The organism is Enterobacter cloacae complex sp. IR53041, from assembly GCF_049238285.1.
GTDB lineage: Bacteria > Pseudomonadota > Gammaproteobacteria > Enterobacterales > Enterobacteriaceae > Enterobacter > Enterobacter roggenkampii.
Genome location: NZ_JBMKHB010000010.1, coordinates 47,660 through 70,041, shown reverse-complemented (window position 1 = coordinate 70,041; position 22,382 = coordinate 47,660). Strand labels below are relative to the sequence as shown.

Annotated in this window: 23 protein-coding genes; 18 read left to right on the top strand and 5 right to left on the bottom strand. The window is 58.3% G+C overall.

Translation table 11 applies throughout. The annotated features are described in order from the left end of the window. Positions 1–8 precede the first annotated feature (8 nt). The 3 genes from glgX to asd form a co-directional block, all read right to left on the bottom strand. Positions 9–1,982, bottom strand: a complete 1,974-nt coding sequence (gene glgX, locus ACOTXF_RS09600; RefSeq protein ID WP_232926892.1) for a glycogen debranching protein GlgX — start codon at positions 1,980–1,982, stop codon at positions 9–11. Next, positions 1,979–4,165, bottom strand: a complete 2,187-nt coding sequence (glgB, locus tag ACOTXF_RS09595) for a 1,4-alpha-glucan branching enzyme (RefSeq protein WP_232926890.1) — start codon at positions 4,163–4,165, stop codon at positions 1,979–1,981. The genes glgX and glgB overlap by 4 nt, the downstream gene beginning before the upstream one ends. A 248-nt stretch (positions 4,166–4,413) precedes the next feature. Further along, positions 4,414–5,517, bottom strand: a complete 1,104-nt coding sequence (asd, locus tag ACOTXF_RS09590; RefSeq protein WP_021242179.1) for an aspartate-semialdehyde dehydrogenase — start codon at positions 5,515–5,517, stop codon at positions 4,414–4,416. 177 nt (positions 5,518–5,694) lie between these two features. Between asd and yhgN the strand changes: the two genes are divergently transcribed. After that, positions 5,695–6,288, top strand: a complete 594-nt coding sequence (gene yhgN / locus ACOTXF_RS09585) for an NAAT family transporter YhgN (RefSeq protein ID WP_003861574.1) — start codon at positions 5,695–5,697, stop codon at positions 6,286–6,288. 140 nt (positions 6,289–6,428) lie between these two features. Here yhgN and tusA read toward each other — a convergent pair whose 3' ends face one another. Beyond that, positions 6,429–6,671 carry a sulfurtransferase TusA gene (gene tusA / locus ACOTXF_RS09580; protein ID WP_023615786.1) on the bottom strand — a complete coding sequence of 81 codons (243 nt, stop codon included), beginning with the start codon at positions 6,669–6,671 and terminating at the stop codon, positions 6,429–6,431. Positions 6,672–6,838: 167 nt separating this feature from the next. On the opposite strand from tusA, the gene ACOTXF_RS09575 reads away from it, so the two are divergent. Together ACOTXF_RS09575 and ACOTXF_RS09570 are read left to right on the top strand one after the other, a co-directional pair. After that, a complete protein-coding gene (locus ACOTXF_RS09575; protein ID WP_008503072.1) occupies positions 6,839–7,504 on the top strand; it encodes a 7-cyano-7-deazaguanine/7-aminomethyl-7-deazaguanine transporter in 666 nt (221 codons plus the stop codon). 72 nt (positions 7,505–7,576) lie between these two features. Then, positions 7,577–8,134 (top strand): DcrB family lipoprotein, encoded by a 558-nt coding sequence (locus ACOTXF_RS09570; RefSeq protein ID WP_008503073.1) that lies wholly within the window; start codon positions 7,577–7,579, stop codon positions 8,132–8,134. A gap of 4 nt (positions 8,135–8,138) precedes the next feature. Here ACOTXF_RS09570 and ACOTXF_RS09565 read toward each other — a convergent pair whose 3' ends face one another. Next, a complete protein-coding gene (locus ACOTXF_RS09565; RefSeq protein WP_047745222.1) occupies positions 8,139–9,356 on the bottom strand; it encodes an MFS transporter in 1,218 nt (405 codons plus the stop codon). Positions 9,357–9,501: 145 nt separating this feature from the next. Between ACOTXF_RS09565 and ACOTXF_RS09560 the strand changes: the two genes are divergently transcribed. The 15 genes from ACOTXF_RS09560 (at position 9,502) to ACOTXF_RS09490 (ending at position 22,382) form a co-directional block, all read left to right on the top strand. Beyond that, positions 9,502–10,551 carry an AI-2E family transporter gene (locus ACOTXF_RS09560; protein ID WP_008503075.1) on the top strand — a complete coding sequence of 350 codons (1,050 nt, stop codon included), beginning with the start codon at positions 9,502–9,504 and terminating at the stop codon, positions 10,549–10,551. Positions 10,552–10,887: 336 nt separating this feature from the next. Next, positions 10,888–11,277, top strand: coding sequence for a hypothetical protein (locus tag ACOTXF_RS09555; RefSeq protein ID WP_008503076.1), 390 nt, complete (start codon positions 10,888–10,890; stop codon positions 11,275–11,277). A 69-nt stretch (positions 11,278–11,346) separates the two neighbouring features. Next, the gene (locus ACOTXF_RS09550; protein WP_008503077.1) at positions 11,347–12,411 is read left to right on the top strand and encodes a class I SAM-dependent methyltransferase; all 1,065 of its coding nucleotides are present in this window, start codon (positions 11,347–11,349) and stop codon (positions 12,409–12,411) included. A gap of 68 nt (positions 12,412–12,479) precedes the next feature. Further along, positions 12,480–13,202: a beta-ketoacyl synthase chain length factor gene (locus ACOTXF_RS09545; protein WP_008503079.1), complete on the top strand. Its 723-nt coding sequence runs from the start codon at positions 12,480–12,482 to the stop codon at positions 13,200–13,202. Continuing rightward, the gene (locus tag ACOTXF_RS09540) at positions 13,199–14,014 is read left to right on the top strand and encodes a lysophospholipid acyltransferase family protein (RefSeq protein ID WP_008503080.1); all 816 of its coding nucleotides are present in this window, start codon (positions 13,199–13,201) and stop codon (positions 14,012–14,014) included. The genes ACOTXF_RS09545 and ACOTXF_RS09540 overlap by 4 nt, the downstream gene beginning before the upstream one ends. After that, positions 13,995–14,252, top strand: a complete 258-nt coding sequence (locus ACOTXF_RS09535; protein WP_008503081.1) for a phosphopantetheine-binding protein — start codon at positions 13,995–13,997, stop codon at positions 14,250–14,252. The genes ACOTXF_RS09540 and ACOTXF_RS09535 overlap by 20 nt, the downstream gene beginning before the upstream one ends. A gap of 12 nt (positions 14,253–14,264) precedes the next feature. Continuing rightward, positions 14,265–14,516: an acyl carrier protein gene (locus ACOTXF_RS09530; RefSeq protein ID WP_008503082.1), complete on the top strand. Its 252-nt coding sequence runs from the start codon at positions 14,265–14,267 to the stop codon at positions 14,514–14,516. A 54-nt stretch (positions 14,517–14,570) separates the two neighbouring features. Beyond that, on the top strand, positions 14,571–15,110 hold the full coding sequence (locus tag ACOTXF_RS09525) for a hypothetical protein (RefSeq protein WP_023294735.1): 540 nt from the start codon (positions 14,571–14,573) through the stop codon (positions 15,108–15,110). Further along, positions 15,103–16,464 carry an acyl-CoA synthetase gene (locus tag ACOTXF_RS09520; protein ID WP_048963132.1) on the top strand — a complete coding sequence of 454 codons (1,362 nt, stop codon included), beginning with the start codon at positions 15,103–15,105 and terminating at the stop codon, positions 16,462–16,464. Before ACOTXF_RS09525 ends, ACOTXF_RS09520 begins: the two co-directional genes overlap by 8 nt. Then, on the top strand, positions 16,451–16,804 hold the full coding sequence (locus ACOTXF_RS09515) for a hydroxymyristoyl-ACP dehydratase (RefSeq protein ID WP_008503085.1): 354 nt from the start codon (positions 16,451–16,453) through the stop codon (positions 16,802–16,804). The genes ACOTXF_RS09520 and ACOTXF_RS09515 overlap by 14 nt, the downstream gene beginning before the upstream one ends. Beyond that, entirely contained in the window at positions 16,795–18,486 is a 1,692-nt protein-coding gene (locus ACOTXF_RS09510) for a glycosyltransferase family 2 protein (RefSeq protein ID WP_047745215.1), read from the top strand. The genes ACOTXF_RS09515 and ACOTXF_RS09510 overlap by 10 nt, the downstream gene beginning before the upstream one ends. Positions 18,487–18,489: 3 nt before the next feature. Then, positions 18,490–18,912, top strand: a complete 423-nt coding sequence (locus ACOTXF_RS09505) for an acyl-CoA thioesterase (protein ID WP_008503087.1) — start codon at positions 18,490–18,492, stop codon at positions 18,910–18,912. Further along, on the top strand, positions 18,909–19,514 hold the full coding sequence (locus ACOTXF_RS09500; protein ID WP_047745214.1) for an outer membrane lipoprotein carrier protein LolA: 606 nt from the start codon (positions 18,909–18,911) through the stop codon (positions 19,512–19,514). The genes ACOTXF_RS09505 and ACOTXF_RS09500 overlap by 4 nt, the downstream gene beginning before the upstream one ends. Then, positions 19,483–21,807, top strand: a complete 2,325-nt coding sequence (locus ACOTXF_RS09495) for an MMPL family transporter (protein WP_047745213.1) — start codon at positions 19,483–19,485, stop codon at positions 21,805–21,807. The genes ACOTXF_RS09500 and ACOTXF_RS09495 overlap by 32 nt, the downstream gene beginning before the upstream one ends. Next, on the top strand, positions 21,804–22,382 hold the full coding sequence (locus ACOTXF_RS09490) for a DUF3261 domain-containing protein (protein WP_008503090.1): 579 nt from the start codon (positions 21,804–21,806) through the stop codon (positions 22,380–22,382). Before ACOTXF_RS09495 ends, ACOTXF_RS09490 begins: the two co-directional genes overlap by 4 nt.

Genomic DNA, 22,382 nt, shown 5'->3' with positions numbered 1-22,382 from the left:
CTTTTTTATCATCTTTGGTATACGCACACTCCGTGCGCAGGCCCGTGCCAGACAGCCATTACTACCGGATTATCCGCTCCGGCAAAGGGGGGAACGGCTCGCCACTCCCCGTCAGGTAAAACAATCTCTGCGACGTCATCCGTCGCGTTCAGCGTGACCAGCCATTTATCCGACAGCAGGATTTGCAGGCGTGGTACGCCGTGTTGCCACTCTTGCGCGCTTAACGGTTGCGCGTCTTTATTCAGCCAGCGAACGTTGCCGTCACCCTCTTCCCACCAGCTGTTGGCGGTCAGCGCGGGGATCTGCTGGCGAAGATGGATCAGCGCAGCGGTAAAATGAATCAGCCCGCTGTTGGCTTCACCCCAGTCGAGCCAGGTTAAGGTGTTGTCCTGGCAATAGGCGTTGTTGTTACCGTGCTGGCTGTGACCATGCTCGTCGCCTGCCAGCAGCATCGGCGTGCCCTGCGACAGTAAAAGCGTTGTCAGCAGCGCATGAACGCTGGCGCGTCGCCGCTCTATCACATCCAGACTTCCGCCTAACCCTTCTATACCATGATTAAAGCTATGGTTATTGTTAGTGCCATCGCGATTCTCTTCGCCGTTCGCCTCATTGTGTTTCTGATTGAAACAAACGCAGTCCCTGAGCGTAAAACCGTCGTGCGCCGTCAACAGATTAACGGTGGCCGACGGGCGTTTGCCGTCGCGCTTAAAGAGATCGCTCGACGCGGCAAAGCGCCCGGCAAATTCCCCCAGCGACAGGTTCCGCTCCAGCCAGAAGCGGCGTACGGCGTCGCGGTAGTGGTCGTTCCACTCGGCAAACAGCGGCGGGAAATTCCCGACCTGATAACCGCCTTCACCAATGTCCCACGGCTCGGCAATCAGCTTCACCTGCGAGAGCACCGGACAGTTTTTTATCGCCTCAAACAATGGCGCCTGCTGGCTGAACGCCGGCGTGCGTCCCATGACGGGCGCCAGGTCGAAACGAAAACCGTCGACGTGGAACGTCTCCACCCAGTATTTCAGGCATTCATACGCAAAATGCGTAACCGCCGGATGGCTGAGATTGAGCGTGTTACCGCAGCCGGTCCAGTTCTCATAATCGCCATCGTGCCTGATCCAATAATAGCTACGGTTATCAATTCCGCGCATGGAGAGCGTCGGGCCGTCGAGATCGCTTTCTGCGCTGTGGTTCAGCACCACGTCCAGAATGACCTCAATGCCCGCCGCGTGGAGCGCCTTCACCGCATCGCGGAACTCGTCCCGCGCCTTTTCCGGATGGACGGCATAGCGCGGCTCGAGCGCGAACATCGCCAGCGGGTTATAGCCCCAGTAGTTGCTCAGCCCCAGCCGCTGCAGACGCGGCTCGCTGGCAAAATGGGCAACGGGGAGCAGTTCCAGAGCGGTGATGCCGAGGTGTTTCAGGTAGGCAATCATGGTGGGATGCCCGAGCGCCTTGTAGGTGCCGCGCATCTCTTTGGGGATCGACGGATGCAGGTAGGTCAGCCCTTTGACGTGGGCTTCATAAATGACGGTCTTGCCCCACGGCGTCTGCGGCGGGGCATCGTCTTCCCAGTCATAAAGATCGTTCACCACCACGCTTTTTGGCGCGACGGACGCGCTGTCGCGGTGGTCGGGCTCGCCGTAGCCCACGTGGAAGAGCGGGTCATCTTTAAATTCGCCGTCCACGCGGTGCGCGCACGGATCAATTAGCAGCTTCGCCGGGTTAAACCAGTGCCCCTGCGCGGGCTCCCACGGACCGTGAACGCGAAAGCCATAGTGCATGCCGGGCCGTCCTCCGGCCAGGTAGCCGTGCCAGGTATCCCCCGTGCGCGCGGGTAAATCGTAACGGTGCTCGTTACCTTCCCCGTCAAACACGCACAGTTCAACCCGCTCGGCGTGAGCGGAAAAGAGGGTGAAGTTCACCCCTTTTCCGTCAAAATGCGCCCCGAGCGGTTCGGGTTTACCTGCCGTAAGCTGCGTCATTCGCCCTCCCGCATCAGCCAGATGGTGCCAAGTGGCGGCAGCGTCAGGCTCAGGGAGTTGGGTCGCCCGTGGCTTTCAATGGCGTCGCTCTGTACCAGCCCACCGTTACCGGCATTGCTGCCGTGGTAGTGCATTGAGTCGGTATTCAGAATTTCACGCCATTTGCCCGGCTGGTTAATGCCGAAGCGGTAGTGTTCGCGCGGCACCGGGGTGAAGTTGCTGGCGACGATGATCTCGTTACCCGCCTTGTCACGACGCACAAAGACAAACACCGAGCGCTCATGGTCGTCCACCACCAGCCATTCAAAGCCGTACGGATCGAAGTCGAGCTCGTGCAGCGCTTTGTGGTGGCGATAGGTCAGGTTCAGATCGCGCACCAGACGCTGCACCCCGTGGTGCCAGTTGTCGCCGCCTTCCAGCAGATGCCAGTCGAGGCTGGCGTCGTGGTTCCACTCGCGCCCCTGGGCGAACTCATTGCCCATGAACAGCAGTTTCTTGCCCGGGAAGGCAAACATCCAGCCGTAATAGGCGCGCAGGTTGGCAAACTTCTGCCACGCGTCGCCCGGCATGCGGTCGAGAATCGATTTTTTACCGTGTACCACCTCATCGTGCGACAGCGGCAGCATGAAGTTTTCGGTGTAGTTGTAGAGCATCCCGAACGTCAGCTTATCGTGATGATACTTACGGTAAACCGGATCCAGCTTCATGTAGTCGAGCGTGTCGTGCATCCAGCCCAGGTTCCACTTATACCAGAACCCCAGGCCGCCTGATGACGGCGGACGGGAGACGCCCGCAAAGTCGGTGGACTCTTCCGCCATGGTCACGGCACCGTCCACCTGCTCGCCGATAATGCGGTTGGTATTACGCAGGAATTCAATGGCTTCCAGGTTTTCACGGCCGCCAAACTCGTTCGGGATCCACTCCCCCTCTTTGCGGCTGTAGTCGCGGTAGATCATTGACGCCACCGCATCCACGCGCAGGGCGTCAATGCCAAACCGCTCGATCCAGTACAGGGCATTCCCGACCAGGTAGTTCGACACTTCACGGCGACCGTAGTTGTAAATCAGCGTGTTCCAGTCCTGGTGATAGCCCTCGCGCGGATCGCTATGCTCGTACAGCTTCGTGCCGTCAAACTCTGCCAGCGCAAAATCATCCGCCGGGAAATGGCCCGGCACCCAGTCGAGGATCACGTTCAGCCCGGCGGCGTGCGCGGCATCAATGAAATAGCGAAAGTCGTCGCGGGTGCCGAAGCGGCGGGTCGGCGCATACAGCCCGGTGGGCTGATAGCCCCAGCTGCCGTCGAACGGATGCTCGTTGACCGGCAGCAGCTCAAGGTGGGTAAAGCCCATCCATTTGGCGTATGGCACCAGCTGGTCGGCAAGCTCCCGGTAACTCAGCCAGAAGTTGTTATCGGTATGGCGGCGCCAGGAGCCGAGATGGACTTCATAAACGGATATTGGCGCATCAAAACGGTTGGCCTGTTTACGCTCCTCCGTCTGGACGACCTTCTCCGGCAGGCCGCAGATCAGCGACGCGGTATCCGGGCGCATCTGCGCTTCGAAGGCATACGGGTCGGCTTTAATGCGCAGCTTGCCGTGGGCGTCGATCATCTCGAATTTATAAAGCTGCCCGTGGTGCGCCCCGGGGATAAACAACTCCCAGATGCCTGTTTCCCGACGCAGGCGCATCGGGTGACGGCGGCCGTCCCAGTAGTTGAACTGGCCGACAACGGAGACGCGCTGGGCATTGGGCGCCCACACGGAGAACCGCGTGCCGGTGATGCCGTCCATGGTATCGGCATGGGCGCCCAGCGTTTCATAAGGACGCAGATGGGTCCCCTCGGAGAGCAGCCAGGCATCCATCTCTTTAAGCAGAGGGCCGAAGCTGTAGGGATCGTCAATCAGGTTTTGCTGACCGTGCCAGAGAACGGCGAGCTGATAGCGAAAAGGGTTTTTACGACGGGGCATCACGCCCGAGAAGAAGCCACGGGAATCGAGGCATTCAAGGTTACCGACTTTGCGGCCGGTTTTGGGTTCAATCACCCAAACTTCTATGGCATCCGGCAACAGGGCACGAACTTCCAGGCCTGCCTCAGTACGGTGCATCCCAAGCACAGAAAAGGGGTCAGCGAAATGACCCGCAATAAGCGCATTAATCACGTCTCTATCCACACGATCGGACATGGTATTCATCCTGTTTTTATGTCGTCCTTTTTAAGCGCTCCGGGACGACTTTTAATGTGACCTGAACGGGACAGCACAAAAATGTGCATCCATTCTGCTCCGTTCGAACCTCAGGTAAGAAATGACTCTTCCTTAAAGCATAGCCAACGCTCTAAATGACTCCTGATAAAAAATAAGACATACGCGTGTTACTCCATGTAGTACGCAAAAAAAAGGGGTGAAAATCACCCCCGGTATTTAACAAATTATTACGCCAGCTGGCGCAGCATGCGGCGCAGCGGCTCAGCGGCGCCCCACAGGAGCTGGTCACCGACGGTGAACGCGGAGAGATACTCCGGCCCCATGTTCAGCTTACGCAGACGGCCAACCGGCGTGGTCAGCGTGCCGGTCACCGCTGCCGGGGTCAGCTCGCGCATGGTGATATCGCGATCGTTTGGCACCACTTTCGCCCACGGGTTGTGCGCGGCCAGCAGCTCTTCCACGGTCGGAATAGACACATCTTTTTTCAGTTTAATGGTGAAGGCCTGGCTGTGGCAGCGCAGCGCGCCGATACGCACGCACAGACCGTCAACCGGAATGGTGTTCGCGGTATTGAGGATTTTGTTGGTCTCGGCCTGGCCTTTCCACTCTTCTCGGGTCTGGCCGTTATCCAGCTGCTTGTCGATCCACGGGATCAGTCCGCCGGCCAGCGGTACGCCAAAGTTATCCACCGGCAGCTCGCCGCTGCGGGTCAGCTCGGTCACTTTACGCTCGATATCGAGAATAGCCGACGCCGGGTTTGCCAGCTCGGTCGCGACGCTCTGGTGCAGCTGGCCCATCTGGGTCAGCAGCTCGCGCATATGACGCGCGCCGCCGCCGGACGCCGCCTGGTAGGTCGCCACGGAGACCCACTCCACCAGATCCTGCGCGAACAGGCCGCCGAGGGACATTAGCATCAGGCTGACGGTGCAGTTGCCGCCAACAAAGGTTTTTACGCCGTTGTTCAGGCCATCGGCGATCACGCCCTGGTTAACCGGGTCGAGAATGATGATGGCATCGTCTTTCATGCGCAGCGACGAGGCCGCGTCAATCCAGTAGCCCTGCCAGCCGCTTTCACGCAGCTTTGGATAGATTTCGTTGGTATAATCGCCGCCCTGGCAGGTCACAATAATGTCGAGTGCCTTCAGCGCTTCCAGATCGTAAGCATCCTGCAACGTGCCTGTGGTACCACCAAAGGACGGAGCAGCCTGGCCGAGCTGGGAAGTGGAGAAGAAGACCGGGCGGATAGCGTCGAAATCGCGCTCTTCAACCATGCGTTGCATGAGTACAGAGCCGACCATACCGCGCCAGCCGATAAAACCAACGTTTTTCATAGCATTTTTTTCCTGCTGAGGGTGTGTGCTGATTGTGCAAGCCAGTATTGAACTGGGATATGCTTCACATTACAAAATGCAGCCAAAGTCGCAAGCGAAATTAATCGATGATTGCCCGGCAATCAGAAATACAGCTAATTATCATAATAACCTTAGAGAAATTCAGGGATAATTTACATGAGTGAAATCATTTCCGCCGCGGTTTTATTGATCCTGATAATGGATCCCCTGGGTAACCTGCCGATCTTCATGTCGGTGTTGAAGCACACCGAGCCGAAGCGCCGCCGGGCGATCATGATCCGCGAGCTGCTCATCGCCCTGCTGGTGATGTTTATCTTCCTGTTTGCGGGTGAAAAAATCCTCGCCTTCCTGAACCTGCGCGCTGAAACCGTGTCGATTTCCGGCGGGATTATTCTGTTCCTGATTGCGATTAAGATGATTTTCCCGAGCGCGGAAGGCAGCAGCAGCGGCCTGCCTGCGGGTGAAGAGCCGTTTATTGTGCCGCTGGCGATCCCGCTCGTCGCGGGGCCAACCATTCTGGCGACGCTGATGCTGCTGTCGCACCAGTATCCGAACCAGATGAGCCATCTGGTCATTGCCCTGCTGATTGCCTGGGGCGGGACGTTTATCATCCTGCTGCAGTCGTCCTTGTTCCTGCGCCTGCTGGGCGAAAAAGGGGTAAACGCGCTGGAGCGCCTGATGGGGCTCATTCTGGTGATGATGGCAACGCAGATGTTCCTGGACGGGATCCGGGCGTGGATGAAGGGCTAGGTAAAAGCAAAATGGCCACTACGTGGCCATTTTTAGTGTTTGCTCCCTCTCCCCGTGGGAGAGGGCCGGGGTGAGGGCATCAGGCCGCAGAGGAAACATATTCGCCGGGTGGCGGCTTCGCCTTACCCGGCCTACAAAACTTACCCCTTACGAATCAAATACCGGTACGGCAGCGCCTCAGTCTGCTGCGCCACCAGCTCATGCTCCATAAAGGTACAAAAACCGGGAATGTCGCGGGTCGTGGCCGGGTCGTCGGCAACGATCAGCAGCGTTTCACCGGTCTGCATGTTGCGCACGGTTTTACGTACCATCATTACCGGTTCCGGGCAGCGAAGGCCCTGGGCATCAAGAGTGTGGTCTGGGCTGGAAAACAGGTCGGTCATGATCTTCTCGGTCAGGTAAAAACGGCTGTAGTTTACGCCCCGTTGCGGTCAATGCAAACCAGGTTAACGATTGCGTAAAAACTAACCATTGCAATGTCCCGCCAAAGCAGTATCATGCTGCGGTTTTTATTGGGTTCCCTCACCCCAACGTATAAAAAGGTCACAATATGACGCAGTTTTCTGAATCACAGCGCGTAAAAGCGTTGTTCTGGCTTTCGCTTTTCCATTTGCTGGTGATCACCTCCAGCAACTATCTGGTGCAGCTCCCTATCTCCATCTTTGGTTTTCATACCACCTGGGGCGCGTTCAGCTTTCCGTTTATTTTCCTCGCCACCGATCTGACCGTGCGTATTTTTGGCGCACCGCTGGCTCGCCGCATTATTTTTGCGGTCATGCTCCCGGCGCTGTTCATCTCGTACGGGGTTTCGTCCCTGTTTTATATGGGAAGCTGGCAGGGTTTTGAGGCGTTAACCCACTTCAACCTGTTTGTCGCCCGTATCGCCGCAGCAAGCTTTATGGCCTACGCGCTGGGGCAGATTCTGGACGTGCACGTGTTTAATCGCCTGCGTCAGAATCATCGCTGGTGGATGGCACCCACCGCCTCCACGCTGTTCGGTAACGTGAGCGATACGCTGGCCTTCTTCTTCATCGCCTTCTGGCGTAGCCCGGATGCGTTCATGGCCGAACACTGGATGGAAATCGCGCTGGTGGACTACTGCTTCAAGGTGCTCATCAGCATTGTGTTCTTCCTGCCCATGTACGGCGTGCTGCTGAATATGCTGCTGAAAAGGCTGGCAGATAAATCTGAAATCACGGCATTGCAGGCTGGTTAAGGGTTCGCTTTATCAGTTGTGATAAGATGAGCGAATGAGCCGTTATGGCCGTTTATCGAAAGGAAGAAGTCAATGCGCAATCTGGTTAAATATGTCGGGATTGGCCTGCTGGTTGTGGGTCTTGCAGCCTGTGATAACAGCGACACGAAAACGCCTGCTCAGGGCGCATCCGCAGAAAGCAATGCGACCGGCCAGCCGGTGAATCTGATGGATGGCAAACTTAGCTTCTCTCTGCCAGCCGATATGACTGACCAGAGCGGCAAGCTGGGCACTCAGGCGAATAACATGCACGTTTACTCCGACGCAACCGGGCAGAAAGCGGTCATTGTGATTGTGGGCGACGACACCAGCGAAGATCTGGCGGTCCTGTCCAAACGTCTGGAAGATCAGCAGCGCGGCCGCGACCCGCAGCTGCAGGTCGTGACCAATAAATCCATCGAGTTGAAAGGCCATAAGCTACAGCAGCTGGACAGCATCATCTCTGCGAAAGGCCAGACCGCGTACTCCTCTGTCGTGCTGGGCAAGGTCGATAACAAACTCCTGACCCTGCAGATCACCCTGCCAGCGGAAGATCAGCAGAAAGCGCAGACGGCTGCTGAAAACATCATTAACACCATCGTAATCCAGTAACGTTTCACGATGATGACGTGGCCTCCGGTGCCTGCACCGGGGGCCATTTTTTTAACCGCCACGTCAGCAGCAATGCCATCATGACCAGACCCGCCGCGGCAAGATAGATCACCGGTACCCCCGCCCAAGCCATTACCAGCCCTGCCAGCGGCCCGGTAATGCCCAACGACATATCCATAAATACCGTATAGGTCGCCAGCGCCGCCCCCTGGTTCTGCTGCGGTACCGCTTTTACCGCGACCACGCCCAGCGCCGGGAAGACCAGTGAAAAACCGGCTCCCGCGAGAAATACGCCCATTTTCGCCATCCAGGGCGCGCTGGCTACGCCGGTCAACAGCAGCCCGACAATCTCTACCGCAAAGCAGATCGTCGCCACGTTCAGCCCGCCCAGACGGTTGATGCCGTTAGGGAAAAGCAGGCGCGCGCCAACAAACGCACAGCTGAACAGGGTTAACGCAAAGGCCGCGCCGTCCCAGCCTTTGGCGTCATAGAACAGGGTAATGAAGGTGGCGATGACCCCGAAGCCGGTGGTCGCCAGCGCCAGCGCCATCCCGTATGGCCAGACCCGCCCGAGCACCGCCCGGAACGGCAGCGGCTTGCCCTTGCTGGCCTTCACTGTCGGGCGCGGCAGCGCAAACAGAATCGCCACAAGCGCGACCGCCATAATGGTGAGCGACAGTCCATACAGCCCGCCAAACGCATAGCAGGCCACGCCGAGCGGCGCACCGAGCGCCATCGCGCCGTAGGTGACAATCCCGTTCCAGGAGATCACCCGACCAATGTGTGGCGTCCCGACAACCCCCACGCCCCAGAGCGTCGAGCCGGTTCCCGCCAGGCTTTGCCCAATGCCGAGGATGACGCGGCCCAGGCAGAGCAGCGCCAGGCTGACCAGCGGCCAGTGGCTGGCTGAGGCAGCCAGCAGGTAGCTCAGGCCACTGAGGAAACAGCCGCACAATCCCACCACCACGATGCTTTTTGGACCGAACGTGTCCGCGTAGCGCCCGGCATGCGGGCGGCTCAGGAGCGTGGCGAAATACTGCAGGCTAATCACCAGCCCCGCCCAGAAGGCACTGAAGCCCATGACGTCATGGACATAGCCCGGCAGAACCGCCAGCGGCAGGCCGATGGTGAGATAGCTGGCAAAGTTAAAAATCACAACGGAAACGATGCGCAGATTGAGGCGCAGTCCGCTCAGTGCCGGTTCAGCGGCAGGTTCGAGCATGGGGTTCTACCTGGATTTTTTACAACAGTGTTTCACTATTACCACGCCCCAATAAGAAAATCAGCAGCGACTTTCAGATTAACGGTGCCAGACGAAGCGAGGCCCGGGCACTACACTTACCGGGTCATCACATTAAGGAACGCGCATGATCGCTAACCCGTCCGACAAAGCAGGACTCCACATCTTATTAAAACTCGCCTGTCTGGTGGTTATCCTTGCGGGTATCCATGCGGCCGCCGACATCATAGTTCAGCTCCTGCTGGCGCTCTTTTTTGCCATTGTGCTTAATCCTCTGGTCACCTGGTTTCTGCGCCGGGGCGTTAGCCGCCCGGTCGCCATCACTATCGTCGTCATCGTGATGCTGATTGCCCTGACGGCGCTCTTCGGCGTGCTGGCGGCCTCGCTGAGTGAATTCTCCACCATGCTGCCGCAGTACAACAAAGAGCTGACGCGTAAGATCGTCGCACTCCAGGAGATGGTGCCTTTCCTTAATCTGCATATCTCTCCCGAACGGATGCTGCGCAGGATGGACTCCGAGAAGGTCATGACCTACGCCACCACCTTGATGACGGGGCTTTCCGGCGCGATGGCCAGCATTCTGCTGCTGGTCATGACGGTGGTGTTTATGCTGTTTGAAGTCCGCCACGTCCCGTATAAGCTGCGCTTTGCACTGAATAACCCACAAATTCACATTGCTGGCTTACACCGGGCGCTGAAGGGCGTCTCTAAATATCTGGCGCTGAAAACGCTGCTGAGCGTCTGGACCGGGATCATCGTCTGGCTGGGGCTGATGCTGATGAACGTGCAGTTCGCGCTGATGTGGGGCGTGCTGGCGTTTCTGCTGAACTACGTGCCCAACATTGGCGCGGTGCTTTCCGCCGTGCCGCCGATGATTCAGGCGTTTCTGTTTAACGGTTTCTACGAATGTATGCTGGTCGGCGCGTTATTCCTCGTCGTGCACATGGTGCTGGGCAATATTCTCGAACCACGCATGATGGGGCACCGGCTCGGCATGTCGACGCTGGTCGTCTTTTTATCCTTACTGGTTTGGGGATGGCTGCTGGGCCCGGTCGGTATGCTGCTCTCGGTCCCCCTGACCAGCGTGTGTAAGATCTGGATGGAGACCACCAAAGGCGGCAGCAAGCTGGCCATTTTGCTCGGGCCGGGAAGGCCGAAAAGCAGGTTGCCCGGGTAGCTGACCTACCTGTATAGGTAGGTTTAAACCGCCAATAATCCGCCTTAAATTACCGCGTTCATAACCTGTCGCGGTATTTTTATTTGCGTTAAGGAAATATTAATTCTGTTTTTGTTTACGTCGGTCGCATTACGTTGAAACGCAAATCATGATTTAACGCAAATTAAAAAAAATGAAATTGTTAATTATTTTCCATGTTATTATGCCCGCCTTCGCGTCAACGTAATGCAAACCTTAATATTGATTAAAAAAACATCTGGCACATAAGAAACGCCGGATGAATATTATTTGTAAAAACCACTACCTTTAATTGTTATTATTGATATGGAGTTGTTGATGAAAAAGATCGTTAAATGGTGTGCTGCCGCCGTATTCGTTGGCGCACTGGCAGGCTGTGCGCGTACTGCCCCAATCGCTCAGGTTCACTCTACTGTGAGCGCGGGTCATACCGCCGACCAGGTAAAAACAGCGATTTTGAAAGCAGGACAAAAACGTGACTGGATCATGACGGAAGCCGGTCCGGGCGTTATCAAAGGTCGTCTGCAGGCGCGCGACCACTCGGTCGACGTGCGTATTCCTTATTCCGCCACAAGCTATTCCATTAACTACGAAAGCAGTATGAACCTGAAAGCGGCTGACGGTAAAATTCACAAAAATTATAACCGTTGGGTGAATAACCTCGACCACGATATTCAGCTGAACCTCTCCGCGGGCGCCGCACTGTAATATTTTTCTAAAGTCGGGCCGCATATGGCCCGATAACCCCTATTTCTTGCCCTGAAAGGTTACGCAGCAATGTACGAAAAGGATACGCTCAGCGCACTGGATGCCATTACCGAAGCGCAACGCATCGCTTTTGCTCCGATGTTATTTCAGACCGCGCTTTGTCTGCGTAACTCAGGCATTCTCGCCTGGCTCGATAAACAAGGTAAAGAGGGTGCCAGCCTCGAGGAAATAACCGAACACAGCACGCTCGGCAGCTATGGCGTCAGCGTACTGCTGGATATGGGATTAAGCGGGCGGATCGTTACCCAACAGCATGGACGTTATTTTCTGGCGAAAGTGGGCCACTTTTTACTGCACGATGAAATGACCCGCGTAAATATGGATTTCACTCAGGACGTTTGTTACAAAGGGCTATTTCACCTGGCGGACGCCCTGAAGGAAGAAAAACCTGCGGGATTAGCGGTGTTTGGCAACTGGCCAACCATCTATCCGGCATTATCCCAATTACCGGCTCAGGCGAAAGAGAGCTGGTTCGCCTTTGATCATTACTATTCCGACGCCGCGTTTGATGCCGCTTTGCCATATATATTCGCAAGCTCGCCGACAAAATTGTACGATGTGGGCGGAAATACGGGTAAATGGGCGTTACGCTGCTGCCGCTATGACGAAAATGTTGCCGTGACGATCCTCGACCTGCCGCAGCAGATAGCGCTGGCGCAGGAAAACATCGCAAAAGCAGGTTTTTCTCATCGTATTGGATTCCATGCTGTCGATATGCTTAGCCCAGCAGCCTTGCCGGGTGAGGCCGACGTCTGGTGGATGAGCCAGTTTCTGGATTGTTTCTCTCCGGATCAGATTGTCGCCATGCTGACGCGCGTCGCACAGGTCATGAAGCCAGGCGCACGTTTGTGCATCATGGAGCTTTTCTGGGATGCCCAGAAGTTTGAAGCGGCCTCTTTCAGCCTGAATGCCACCTCGCTCTATTTCACCTGTATGGCGAATGGCAATAGCCGGTTTTATAGCGTAGAGGCGTTTTATCGATACCTGGAGAGCGCAGGTTTCAGCGTTGAACAGCGTCTGGATAACCTTGGGGTCGGTCATACCCTGCTGATATGCACCAAACGTGAACAATAGAGCAGCTTAGCTGCCCGGGTGGCCAGGTCTGCCCTTTGAATACGGTTTTTTTTCGCGGACGCGCGTAGATGAAATTTTCACTGAACATTATCGACTGGCAGGCGAGAGCCCCAGGACTCAGCGATGCCACAGAGTGGCAGGCGTGGTCACGCCTGCAGCTGCCCGTCGATCCAGCGGCCCCGCTTCCCCGGCTGACCGCTTTACCCATGATGACCGCGCGCCGCCTCAATTCAGGCAGTAAGCTGGCGGTGGACATTGGTCTCGCTATGCTGCAACACCACGCCATTGATGCCGTCGTCTATTCCAGCCGCCACGGCGAGCTGGAGCGCAACTACCGTATTCTGCATGCTCTGGCGACGGGGCAATCCGTATCGCCTACCGACTTCGCCATGTCCGTGCACAACTCGGCGGTGGGCAATCTCACGATTACCGCACGCCAGGCAATCGTCTCGTCATCCATTTCTGCCGGGCTGGACACCTTCCAGCAGGCATTATGTGAAGTCCTGAGCCTGCTGCAGGCGGGCTACTCCCGGGTCTTGCTGGTCGATTTTGACGGCGCACTGCCGGAATTTTACCACCCGGCGTTACCGCACCAGATGCCCACCTGGCCCTACGCGCTGGCGCTGGTGATTGAATCCGGCAAGGAATTGCAGTGTGAAACCCGCAGCGGCAGCACGGGGGATGAACCCGCCCTTCCGCAAAGCCTGGTGTTCCTGCAACGCTATCTCAGCGAGGCACGCCAGTTTGTGGTACCCGGCGAACGTTTGCTGTGGCAATGGACGCGCGCATGAACCGCCTGACTGCCCGAATTAACTGGTTATGGCGTCTGGTGATGACCGGATTCTGCTTCGTGCTGTTTGGCGTGGGCGGGCTGCTGCTGTCACTGGTATGGTTCAACCTGCTGCTGATCGTCCAGCGCGACCGCACCAACCGCCGTCGCCTTGCGCGGCGCAGCATTGCGGCCAGCTTCCGCTTCTTCCTGACCGTTGCCCGTGGCCTCGGGGTACTGGACTATCGCATTCACAATCTTGACGCCCTGCGCAACGATCGGGGTTGTCTGGTGGTGGCTAACCACCCCACGTTAATTGACTACGTGATTCTGGCATCGGTGATGCCAGAAACCGACTGTCTGGTGAAAAGCGCGCTGCTGCGCAATCCGTTTGTCAGCGGCGTCATCCGCGCGGCGGATTACCTCATTAACAGCGAAGCCGAGCCTCTGCTGGCTGCAAGCCAGCAGCGTCTGGCTCAGGGCGACACGCTGTTAATCTTCCCGGAAGGCACACGTACCCGGTCTGGTGAAGCTATTTCCCTCCAGCGCGGCGCAGCAAATATCGCCGTGCGCTGTAACAGCGATCTGCGGGTGGTGCTGATCCACTGTAGCGAACATCTGCTGGATAAAAAAAGTCGCTGGTATGATGTGCCGCCAGAAAAACCTGTCTTCACCGTGGATGTCCGCGACCGCGTGAACATCGACGAATTTTACGATGCAAATGAACAAGAACCGGCGCTGGCGGCAAGGCAGTTAAACCGGCATCTACAGCATCGATTAACATCAGGCCTTCAATCTTTGTCAGGAATTAATGATGCAAGCGCTTTATCTTGAAATTAAGAATCTCATTATCACCACGCTGAATCTGGACGAGCTTACCGCAGAGGATATTGATACCGATGCCGCGCTGTTTGGCGATGGGCTGGGTCTCGACTCTATCGACGCGCTGGAACTGGGTCTGGCCGTGAAAAACCAGTATGGCGTGGTGCTTTCTGCTGAAAGCGAAGAGATGCGCCAGCACTTCTTTTCCGTCGCCACGCTGGCGTCCTTTATCAACGCTCAACGCGCCTGAGATGTGATCACGATGACCGAACAAGAAACCATTTATCAGGAAGTCTGTGGCCTTCTGACCCGACTGTTTGAAATCGACCCGCAGGATATTACCCCTGAAGCCCGTCTTTACGAAGACCTGGAGCTGGACAGCATTGATGCGGTGGACATGATTGTTCATCTGCAGAAGAAAACGGGCAAGAAAATCAAGCCGGAAACCTTCAAATCGGTTCGTACCGTTCAGGATGTGGTAGACGCCGTCGAACAGCTTCTGCGCGAAGAGTAAGACGTCGTGCGCGGCGGACGGACATTCCCGATCATCCCACTTCTGACGGGGTTGATGCTGCTGGCGTGGCCCTTCCTGATTGGATTTGGGCTGGCGCATAACAGCCTGCAGTGGCTATTACCCGTGATGGCTCTGGTGTTACTGCTGCGGCTGCGTCAGGCGCAGCGGAACACAAGCCCGATGCGGTATGTGGTGCAGTGCGTGGCGCTGGCGGGGATCGCCCTCTGCACGGCAAGCTACCTGCTGAAAGCCCACCAGTGGCTGCTGCTCTACCCGGTGGTCGTCAACCTTGTCATGCTGGCCGTGTTTGGCGGTTCGCTGTGGACAGCGATGCCGCTTGTCGAACGACTGGCGCGCTTGCGCGAGCCGAACTTGCCCCCGGAGGGCGTGCGCTATACCCGTAAGGTGACCCTCGTCTGGTGCGGTTTTTTCGTCGGCAACGGCACGATGGCGCTGTTTACCGTCCTCCACGGCGACATGCATCTGTGGACGCTATGGAACGGTATGGTGGCTTACATCCTGATGGGGATGCTGATGGCAGCAGAGTGGCTGGTGCGCCAGCGGGTGATAAAAAAAGAGATGCACAATGACTAACCCCCTTCCGCTGGGCCAGTGGTTAAATGCGCCGCGCCCTGACGACACGCCTGTTGCATGGCTTGACGATCGTACCTGGACGCTGGGCCAGTTGCGCCACGATGTAACCTTACTGGTCGAGACCCTGCGTCAGCAGGAAGGCGAGCGCTGGGCGCTGTGCTTTGAAAACAGCTACCTGTTTATTGTTGCGCTGCTGGCCTCGCTGCACGCCGGTAAAACACCGGTCATTCCCGGCCATAGCCGCGTCTCGCAGCTTGAAGAACAGCAATCTTTGTTTAGCGGCGTTCTGAGCGATCGGACTCTTGGTTTTCATGGGAAACAGATTGTGGTTGCCTCCAGCCACCAGACAGCCAGCCACTGGGTGCCTCTGCCGCCCATTGACGAAAACCGCTTCGTTGAACTGTTCACCTCAGGCTCCACGGGCACGCCGCGCCGGGTGGTTAAGCACATCGTCAGTCTGGATCGCGAAGCCCGCCTGCTGGCTAACCGCTTTGGTGAGCGTCTGGCCGGATGCAGCATTGTGGCCTCGGTCGTACCGCAACATCTGTATGGCCTGACATTCCGTATCGTCTTGCCGATGGCGCTGGGCCTGCCGCTGCATGCCGCGATGCTCTATTACGCAGAACAACTGGCCGCCCTGCCTCCTGACAGGCAATACCTGTTCATCAGCAGCCCGGCGTTCCTGAAGCGCCTGGATACCGAGCTTGCCGCGCCGCCCGTCAGGATGCTGATTTCAGCAGGTGGAATGCTGCCCTGGCGTGACGTCTCGACCACCTCCGGCTGGCTTAACCTTTGGCCGGATGAAATTTATGGCAGTACCGAAACCGGGATCCTCGCCTGGCGCCATCGTCAGGAGGATAACGTGCCCTGGCTACCGTTCCCCGGCGTGATCTTCCATCAGGAAGATGACGCCTGTCGCGTTACGTCGCCACTGATCCATAAGCCAGAAGGGCTCCAGCTCGACGATATCCTGCACTTCGACAGCGAGGGGCTTTTCAGCATCGCCGGTCGCCGCGGGCGGGTGGTCAAAATTGAAGAAAAACGCATCTCGCTTAACGAGATCGAACGCCGCCTGCTGGAGCTCGACGGTATTTGCGAAGCGGCCGCACTGCCGGTCACGCGCGGGGGTCGTCAGGGGATTGGCGCCCTGCTGGTTCTGGATGAAACGGCCCGTCAGCGCGGGTATGTGCAGGATAAAAAAGCGCAGGAGTTCGCCTGGCGTCGCGCCCTGCTGCCGTGGCTTGAACCTGTCGCGGTGCCGCGCTACTGGCGCATCGTTGATGAAATGCCGGTAAACAGTATGAACAAGCGTGTCTATGCGCAGTTAGAGGAGTTATTTCATGAAAATTCATGAAATTGAGCGCCACCAGACACAGCCGGAGAAGCTGGAGATCGTTTTGCATCTCGACGCAACGCTGTTCTGGTTTCAGGGCCATTTCGCCGTACAACCGCTGCTGCCCGGCGTTGCGCAGCTTGACTGGGTGATGCACTACGCCACGACGTTACTGGCACCGGGCTATCGCTTTCACAGCATTCAAAACGTGAAGTTTCAGGCACCACTGCTGCCGGAAACCACGGTGACGCTGATGCTTGAGTGGCATGCCGAACGTCAGATGCTGACCTTCAGCTATCAACGCCATGCCGGGGCTGAGCGCCACACCGCCAGCAGCGGGAAAATTCGTCTATGTCAGTAATCTTTCGTCCCTGCGTGCTGATCCCGTGCTACAACCACGGCGCGATGATTGCCAGCGTATTGTCACGTCTCGCGCCGTTCGGCCTGCCGTGCCTGGTGGTGGATGACGGCAGCGACGCAGTCACCCGTCGGGAGCTTGAGCGCCTGGCGGCGGAGCAGCCGCAGATGACGCTGGTTCGTCTGGCGCAAAACGCCGGAAAAGGTGCCGCGGTCATCAGAGGGCTGGAGGAGTGCGCGCGGACGGGTTACACCCACGCCGTGCAGGTGGATGCGGATGGTCAACACGCCATTGAAGATATCCCCAAACTGCTGGCGCTGGCGGAGCGCCACCCGGACGCGCTGATTTCCGGCCAGCCCATTTACGATGACTCTATTCCGCGCTCCCGACTTTACGGACGCTGGATCACCCACGTTTGGGTGTGGATTGAAACCTTATCGCTGCAGCTTAAAGACAGCATGTGCGGCTTTCGGGTCTATCCGGTTTCCCCCACGCTGCGACTGGCAGCGCGCGAACCGCTCGGCAAGCGGATGGACTTTGACACCGAAGTGATGGTTCGTCTCTACTGGCAGGGCAACACCAGCGTCTTTCTGCCCACGCGCGTGACCTATCCGCAGGACGGTTTGTCCCACTTCGACGCGCTAAAAGATAACGTGCGGATCTCCCTGATGCATACCCGGCTCTTCTTCGGCATGCTGCCCCGCATGCCCGGCCTGCTTTTCCGTCGACGCCGCCAGCACTGGGCGCAGCAGGACGAGGTCAAGGGTCTGTGGGGGATGCGCCTGATGCTGCGCGTCTGGGAACTACTGGGTCGGCGGGCCTTTACCGTGCTGTTGTGGCCGGTTATCGGCGTGTACTGGCTTATCGCGCGTCCGGCGCGGCAGGCCTCGCGGCAGTGGATGGCGAGAGTGAAGCAAGAACTGCGTCAGCGGAGCATGCCTGTTCCCTCACGGCTTAACAGCTTTTTCCATTTCATGCGCTTCGGCAACGCGATGCTGGATAAAGTCGCCAGCTGGCGCGGCGAGCTGAAGCTTCATCGCGATATTGTCTTTGCCCATGGCGCGAGCGAAGCGTTAAACATCGCGGCTCCACAGGGCAAACTGCTGCTGGCCTCGCACCTTGGCGACGTAGAGGCCTGCCGGGCCCTGGCTCAGCTGGAAGGCAGTAAAATCATCAACGCCCTGGTTTTCAGCGAGAACGCCCAGCGCTTTAAGCAAATCATGAGCGAAATGGCGCCCGAAGCTGGCGTGAATTTGATGTCGGTCACCGACATCGGCCCGGACACCGCCATTGCCATCAAAGAGAAGCTTGAGCGCGGTGAATGGGTCGCGATTGTGGGGGATCGCATCGCGGTGAATCCGCAGCGCGGCGGCGAATGGCGCGTGATCTGGAGCCGATTCATGGGCCAGCCTGCACCGTTCCCACAGGGGCCGTTTATCCTGGCCTCCATCCTCCGCTGCCCGGTGGTGCTGATTTTCGCCCTGCGCCAGCAGGGTAAGCTCGTCCTGCACTGCGAGCCGTTTGCCGACCCGCTGCGCCTGCCGCGCGGTGAACGCCAGCAGGCACTGCAAGATACCGTCGATCGCTATGCGCAGCGGCTGGAACATTACGCCCTCATGTCGCCGCTCGACTGGTTTAATTTTTTCGATTTCTGGCATCTGCCAGAGTCCAGTGAGAAGGAGTAAAGGGTGCTGACCGATCCCCGCTTTACGACTGAAGTCGAGATCACCGTTCCGTTCCACGACGTCGATATGATGGGCGTGGTCTGGCACGGTAACTATTTCCGCTACTTTGAGATCGCCCGCGAGGCGCTGCTCAATCAGTTTGATTATGGCTATCGCCAGATGAAGGCCTCCGGCTACGTCTGGCCCGTCGTCGACACCCGGGTGAAATACCGCGATGCGGTGACCTTTGAGCAGCGTATTCGCGTCCGCGCGCACATTGAAGAGTATGAAAACCGCCTGCGCATTGCCTATCAAATTTTCGATGCGCAGACCGGCAAACGCACGACCACCGGTTACACCATTCAGGTGGCGGTGGAAGAAGCGACCCGCGAAATGTGCTTTGTGAGCCCGGCAATACTGTTTGAACGTATGGGAGTAACACCATGAAATGGTTGCCTTTACTGGCGCTGATCGTCAGCCCGCTGGTCAGCGCCGTGACGCTGGATGAGCTGCAGCAGCGCTTCACCGAGCAGCCCGTGGTGCGCGCGCACTTCGAACAGGTTCGCACGATAAAAGATATGCCGCAGCCGCTGCGCTCGCAGGGCGAAATGCTGATCGCCCGCGACAGCGGCCTGCTGTGGGATCAAAAAGCGCCGTTTCCGATGACGCTCCTGCTGGACGACAAGCGGATGGTTCAGGCGATTAACGGCCAGCCGCCGCAAACCATCACTGCCGACAATAATCCGCAGATGTTCCAGTTCAACCATCTTCTGCGCGCCCTGTTCCAGGCGGACCGCACGGTGCTGGAAGAGAACTTCCGCATCGATTTTAAAGACCTGGGAGCGGGCCGCTGGTCGCTGGTGCTTACGCCAAAAACGACGCCGCTGGACAAGATTTTCGCCACCCTCGATCTGGGCGGCGCGACCTATCTGGAAACGATTCGCCTCAACGACAAACAGGGCGACCGTACCGATATCGCCCTTTCTCGCCACCAACTGACGCCCGCCAGCCTGACCGATGACGAACGCCAACGCTTTGCCGCACCGTAAATCCCTGCGCCCGGCGCTGCTGTGGGCCACGCTATGCCTGATTCTGCTGGGCGTGTTGCTGTCGCTGCTGCCCGGCGCGCGACTGAACAGCAGCGTGCTGGCCATGCTGCCGAAGCAGACGCTGGGGGCTATCCCGCCGGCGCTCAACGACGGGTTTATGCAGCGTCTCGACCGCCAGCTGGTCTGGCTGGTCAGCCCCGGCAAAGAGCCGGATCCGCGCGTGGCACAGCAGTGGCTGGCGCTGCTGCAAAGCACTGATTCGCTCAGCGAGGTCAAAGGCCCGATGGACGCCGCCGGGCAAAAGGCCTGGGGAGAGTTCTTCTGGCAGCACCGAAATGGCCTGATTGACCCCGCCACCCGCGCCCGCCTGCAAAACGGCGGAGAAGCGCAGGCGCAGTGGATTTTATCTCAGCTCTACTCGGCCTTTTCCGGCGTCAGCGGCAAAGAGCTGCAAAACGATCCCCTGATGCTGATGCGCGGCTCGCAGCTCGCTCTGGCGCAAAACGGCCAGAAGCTGCAGCTGATGGACGACTGGCTGGTCGCAAAAGATGAGGCGGGAAACTACTGGTATCTGCTCCACGGCGAGCTGGCGGGCTCATCATTTGATATGCAGCAGACCCACCGGCTCGTGACGACGCTTAACGCGCTGCAGGAGACGCTGAAAGCCCGCTACCCTCAGGCACAGCTGCTTTCCCGCGGGACCGTGTTCTACAGCGATTACGCCAGCCAGCAGGCCAAACGTGATGTTTCGACGCTGGGTATCGCCACCCTGCTTGGCGTGTTCCTGCTCATCGTGGCGGTGTTCCGCTCTCTGCGCCCGCTGCTGCTGAGCGTGCTCTCCATTGCCATCGGCGCGCTGGCGGGGACGGTGGTGACGCTGCTGCTCTTTGGCGAGCTGCACCTGATGACGCTGGTGATGAGCATGAGCATCATCGGAATTTCGGCAGACTACACGCTTTACTACCTGACCGAACGGATGGTACACGGCGCGGAGCATTCTCCCTGGCAAAGCCTGGCCAAAGTTCGCAATGCGCTGCTGCTGGCGCTGCTGACGACCGTCGCCGCCTACCTGATTATGATGCTGGCCCCCTTCCCCGGGATCCGCCAGATGGCGGTATTCGCTGCCGTGGGGCTGAGCGCCTCCTGCCTGACGGTGATTTTCTGGCATCCGTGGTTGTGCTGCGGGTTACCGGTGCGCCCGGTTCCCTTTATGGTCCTGATGTTGCGCTGGCTGGCCGCCTGGCGACGCAGTAAAAAACTGTCAATTGGTCTTCCCGTCGCGCTGGCGCTGCTCTCCGCCGTGGGAATAAGCACGCTGAAGGTGGACGACGACATTGCCCAGCTGCAGGCGCTGCCGAAAGATATTCTGGCGCAGGAGAAGGCCATTACCGCCCTGACCGGACAGAGCGTGGATCAGAAATGGTTTGTGGTTCATGGCGCTTCGCCTCAGCAAACGCTGGAGCGGCTGGAAGCCTTTACCCCGGCGCTGGCAGAGGCGCAGAAAGCGGGAGAAATTACCCGCTGGCGCACCCTGCCGCTGAACTCGCTGGCCCGCCAGAAAAGCGATCTTACGCTGCTGCAAAACGCCGCGCCTGCGGTAACGAACGTGCTGAAAAGCGCAGGGCTCAACGCCGTCTCCCCGAATCTGGACGCCATGCCGGTCAGCGTGGACGCGTGGCTTAAAAGCCCGGCCAGCGAAGGCTGGCGTCTGCTCTGGCTGACCCTGCCCGACGGTCAAAGCGGCGTGCTCGTACCGGTGGACGGCGCAAAAAACAGCGCGGCCCTCGGCGAGCTGGCCGCGCGCCATGACGGTGTCGTCTGGGTCGATCGCAAAGCCAGTTTTGACACCCTGTTTGCCCTCTACCGCGCGCTGCTGACGGGGCTCCTGTTTGCCGCGCTGGCGGTGATTGCCTGCGGGGCGATGGTGCGCCTCGGCTGGCGTAAGGGGCTGATAAGCCTGGTGCCGTCCGTGCTGTCGCTGAGCTGCGGGCTGGCGGTACTGGCCGCAACGGGCCACCCGGTAAACCTGTTTTCACTGCTGGCGCTGGTGCTGGTGCTCGGCATTGGCATTAACTACACGCTGTTTTTCAGCAACCCGCGCGGCACGCCGCTGACCTCGATGCTGGCGATTACGCTGGCGATGATGACCACGCTGCTGACGCTGGGCATGCTCGTCTTCAGCGCCACGCAGGCCATTAGCAGCTTTGGTATCGTGCTGGTGAGCGGTATTTTTACCGCCTTCCTGCTGGCGCCGCTGGCGATGCCGGATAAGAAAGAGAGAAAACGTAAATGAACGCTTTTTACCGCGCCGTCGCGCTAACCGCGGCGCTGCTGCTGGCAGGCTGCAGCCATTCGACCGATACCCAAGAGACGCGTCCCCAGGCCTGGCTCCAGCCGGGAACCCGCGTTACGCTCCCACCGCCCGGCATTAGCCCGGCGGTAAGCTCCCAGCAGCTGCTGACCGGCAGCTTTAACGGGCAAACGCAGTCCCTGCTGGTGATGCTCAACGCGGATGCGCATAAAGTGACGCTGGCCGGGCTCTCTTCCGTGGGCATTCGTCTGTTCCTGGCGACGTACGATGAGACCGGTATTCATACCGAGCAGTCGATCGTTGTGCCGCAGTTGCCGCCCGCCAGCCAGGTGCTGGCCGACGTGATGCTCAGCCACTGGCCGATTAGCGCCTGGCAGCCGCAGTTGCCGAAGGGCTGGACGCTGACTGACACGGGCGATCGGCGCGAACTGCGTAACGCCAGCGGCAAGCTGGTGACGGAGATTGTCTACCTGCAGCGTAAAGGCAAGCGCGAGCCGATCAGCATCGAGCAACACGTTTTTAAATACCACATCACCATTCAATATCTGGGTGACTGA

Coding starts and splice junctions, on each gene's coding strand:
- ACOTXF_RS09495 (WP_047745213.1), top strand. CDS start 19,483: ATGACGAACGCCAACGCTTTGCCGCACCGTAAATCCCTGCGCCCGGCG.
- ACOTXF_RS09500 (WP_047745214.1), top strand. CDS start 18,909: ATGAAATGGTTGCCTTTACTGGCGCTGATCGTCAGCCCGCTGGTCAGC.
- tusA (WP_023615786.1), bottom strand. CDS start 6,671: ATGACCGACCTGTTTTCCAGCCCAGACCACACTCTTGATGCCCAGGGC.
- ACOTXF_RS09520 (WP_048963132.1), top strand. CDS start 15,103: ATGACTAACCCCCTTCCGCTGGGCCAGTGGTTAAATGCGCCGCGCCCT.
- ACOTXF_RS09535 (WP_008503081.1), top strand. CDS start 13,995: ATGCAAGCGCTTTATCTTGAAATTAAGAATCTCATTATCACCACGCTG.
- ACOTXF_RS09545 (WP_008503079.1), top strand. CDS start 12,480: ATGAAATTTTCACTGAACATTATCGACTGGCAGGCGAGAGCCCCAGGA.
- ACOTXF_RS09570 (WP_008503073.1), top strand. CDS start 7,577: ATGCGCAATCTGGTTAAATATGTCGGGATTGGCCTGCTGGTTGTGGGT.
- ACOTXF_RS09565 (WP_047745222.1), bottom strand. CDS start 9,356: ATGCTCGAACCTGCCGCTGAACCGGCACTGAGCGGACTGCGCCTCAAT.
- ACOTXF_RS09490 (WP_008503090.1), top strand. CDS start 21,804: ATGAACGCTTTTTACCGCGCCGTCGCGCTAACCGCGGCGCTGCTGCTG.
- glgX (WP_232926892.1), bottom strand. CDS start 1,982: ATGACGCAGCTTACGGCAGGTAAACCCGAACCGCTCGGGGCGCATTTT.
- ACOTXF_RS09515 (WP_008503085.1), top strand. CDS start 16,451: ATGAAAATTCATGAAATTGAGCGCCACCAGACACAGCCGGAGAAGCTG.
- asd (WP_021242179.1), bottom strand. CDS start 5,517: ATGAAAAACGTTGGTTTTATCGGCTGGCGCGGTATGGTCGGCTCTGTA.
- ACOTXF_RS09525 (WP_023294735.1), top strand. CDS start 14,571: ATGCTGCTGGCGTGGCCCTTCCTGATTGGATTTGGGCTGGCGCATAAC.
- ACOTXF_RS09555 (WP_008503076.1), top strand. CDS start 10,888: ATGAAAAAGATCGTTAAATGGTGTGCTGCCGCCGTATTCGTTGGCGCA.
- ACOTXF_RS09560 (WP_008503075.1), top strand. CDS start 9,502: ATGATCGCTAACCCGTCCGACAAAGCAGGACTCCACATCTTATTAAAA.
- ACOTXF_RS09550 (WP_008503077.1), top strand. CDS start 11,347: ATGTACGAAAAGGATACGCTCAGCGCACTGGATGCCATTACCGAAGCG.
- ACOTXF_RS09575 (WP_008503072.1), top strand. CDS start 6,839: ATGACGCAGTTTTCTGAATCACAGCGCGTAAAAGCGTTGTTCTGGCTT.
- ACOTXF_RS09540 (WP_008503080.1), top strand. CDS start 13,199: ATGAACCGCCTGACTGCCCGAATTAACTGGTTATGGCGTCTGGTGATG.
- yhgN (WP_003861574.1), top strand. CDS start 5,695: ATGAGTGAAATCATTTCCGCCGCGGTTTTATTGATCCTGATAATGGAT.
- ACOTXF_RS09510 (WP_047745215.1), top strand. CDS start 16,795: ATGTCAGTAATCTTTCGTCCCTGCGTGCTGATCCCGTGCTACAACCAC.
- glgB (WP_232926890.1), bottom strand. CDS start 4,165: ATGTCCGATCGTGTGGATAGAGACGTGATTAATGCGCTTATTGCGGGT.
- ACOTXF_RS09530 (WP_008503082.1), top strand. CDS start 14,265: ATGACCGAACAAGAAACCATTTATCAGGAAGTCTGTGGCCTTCTGACC.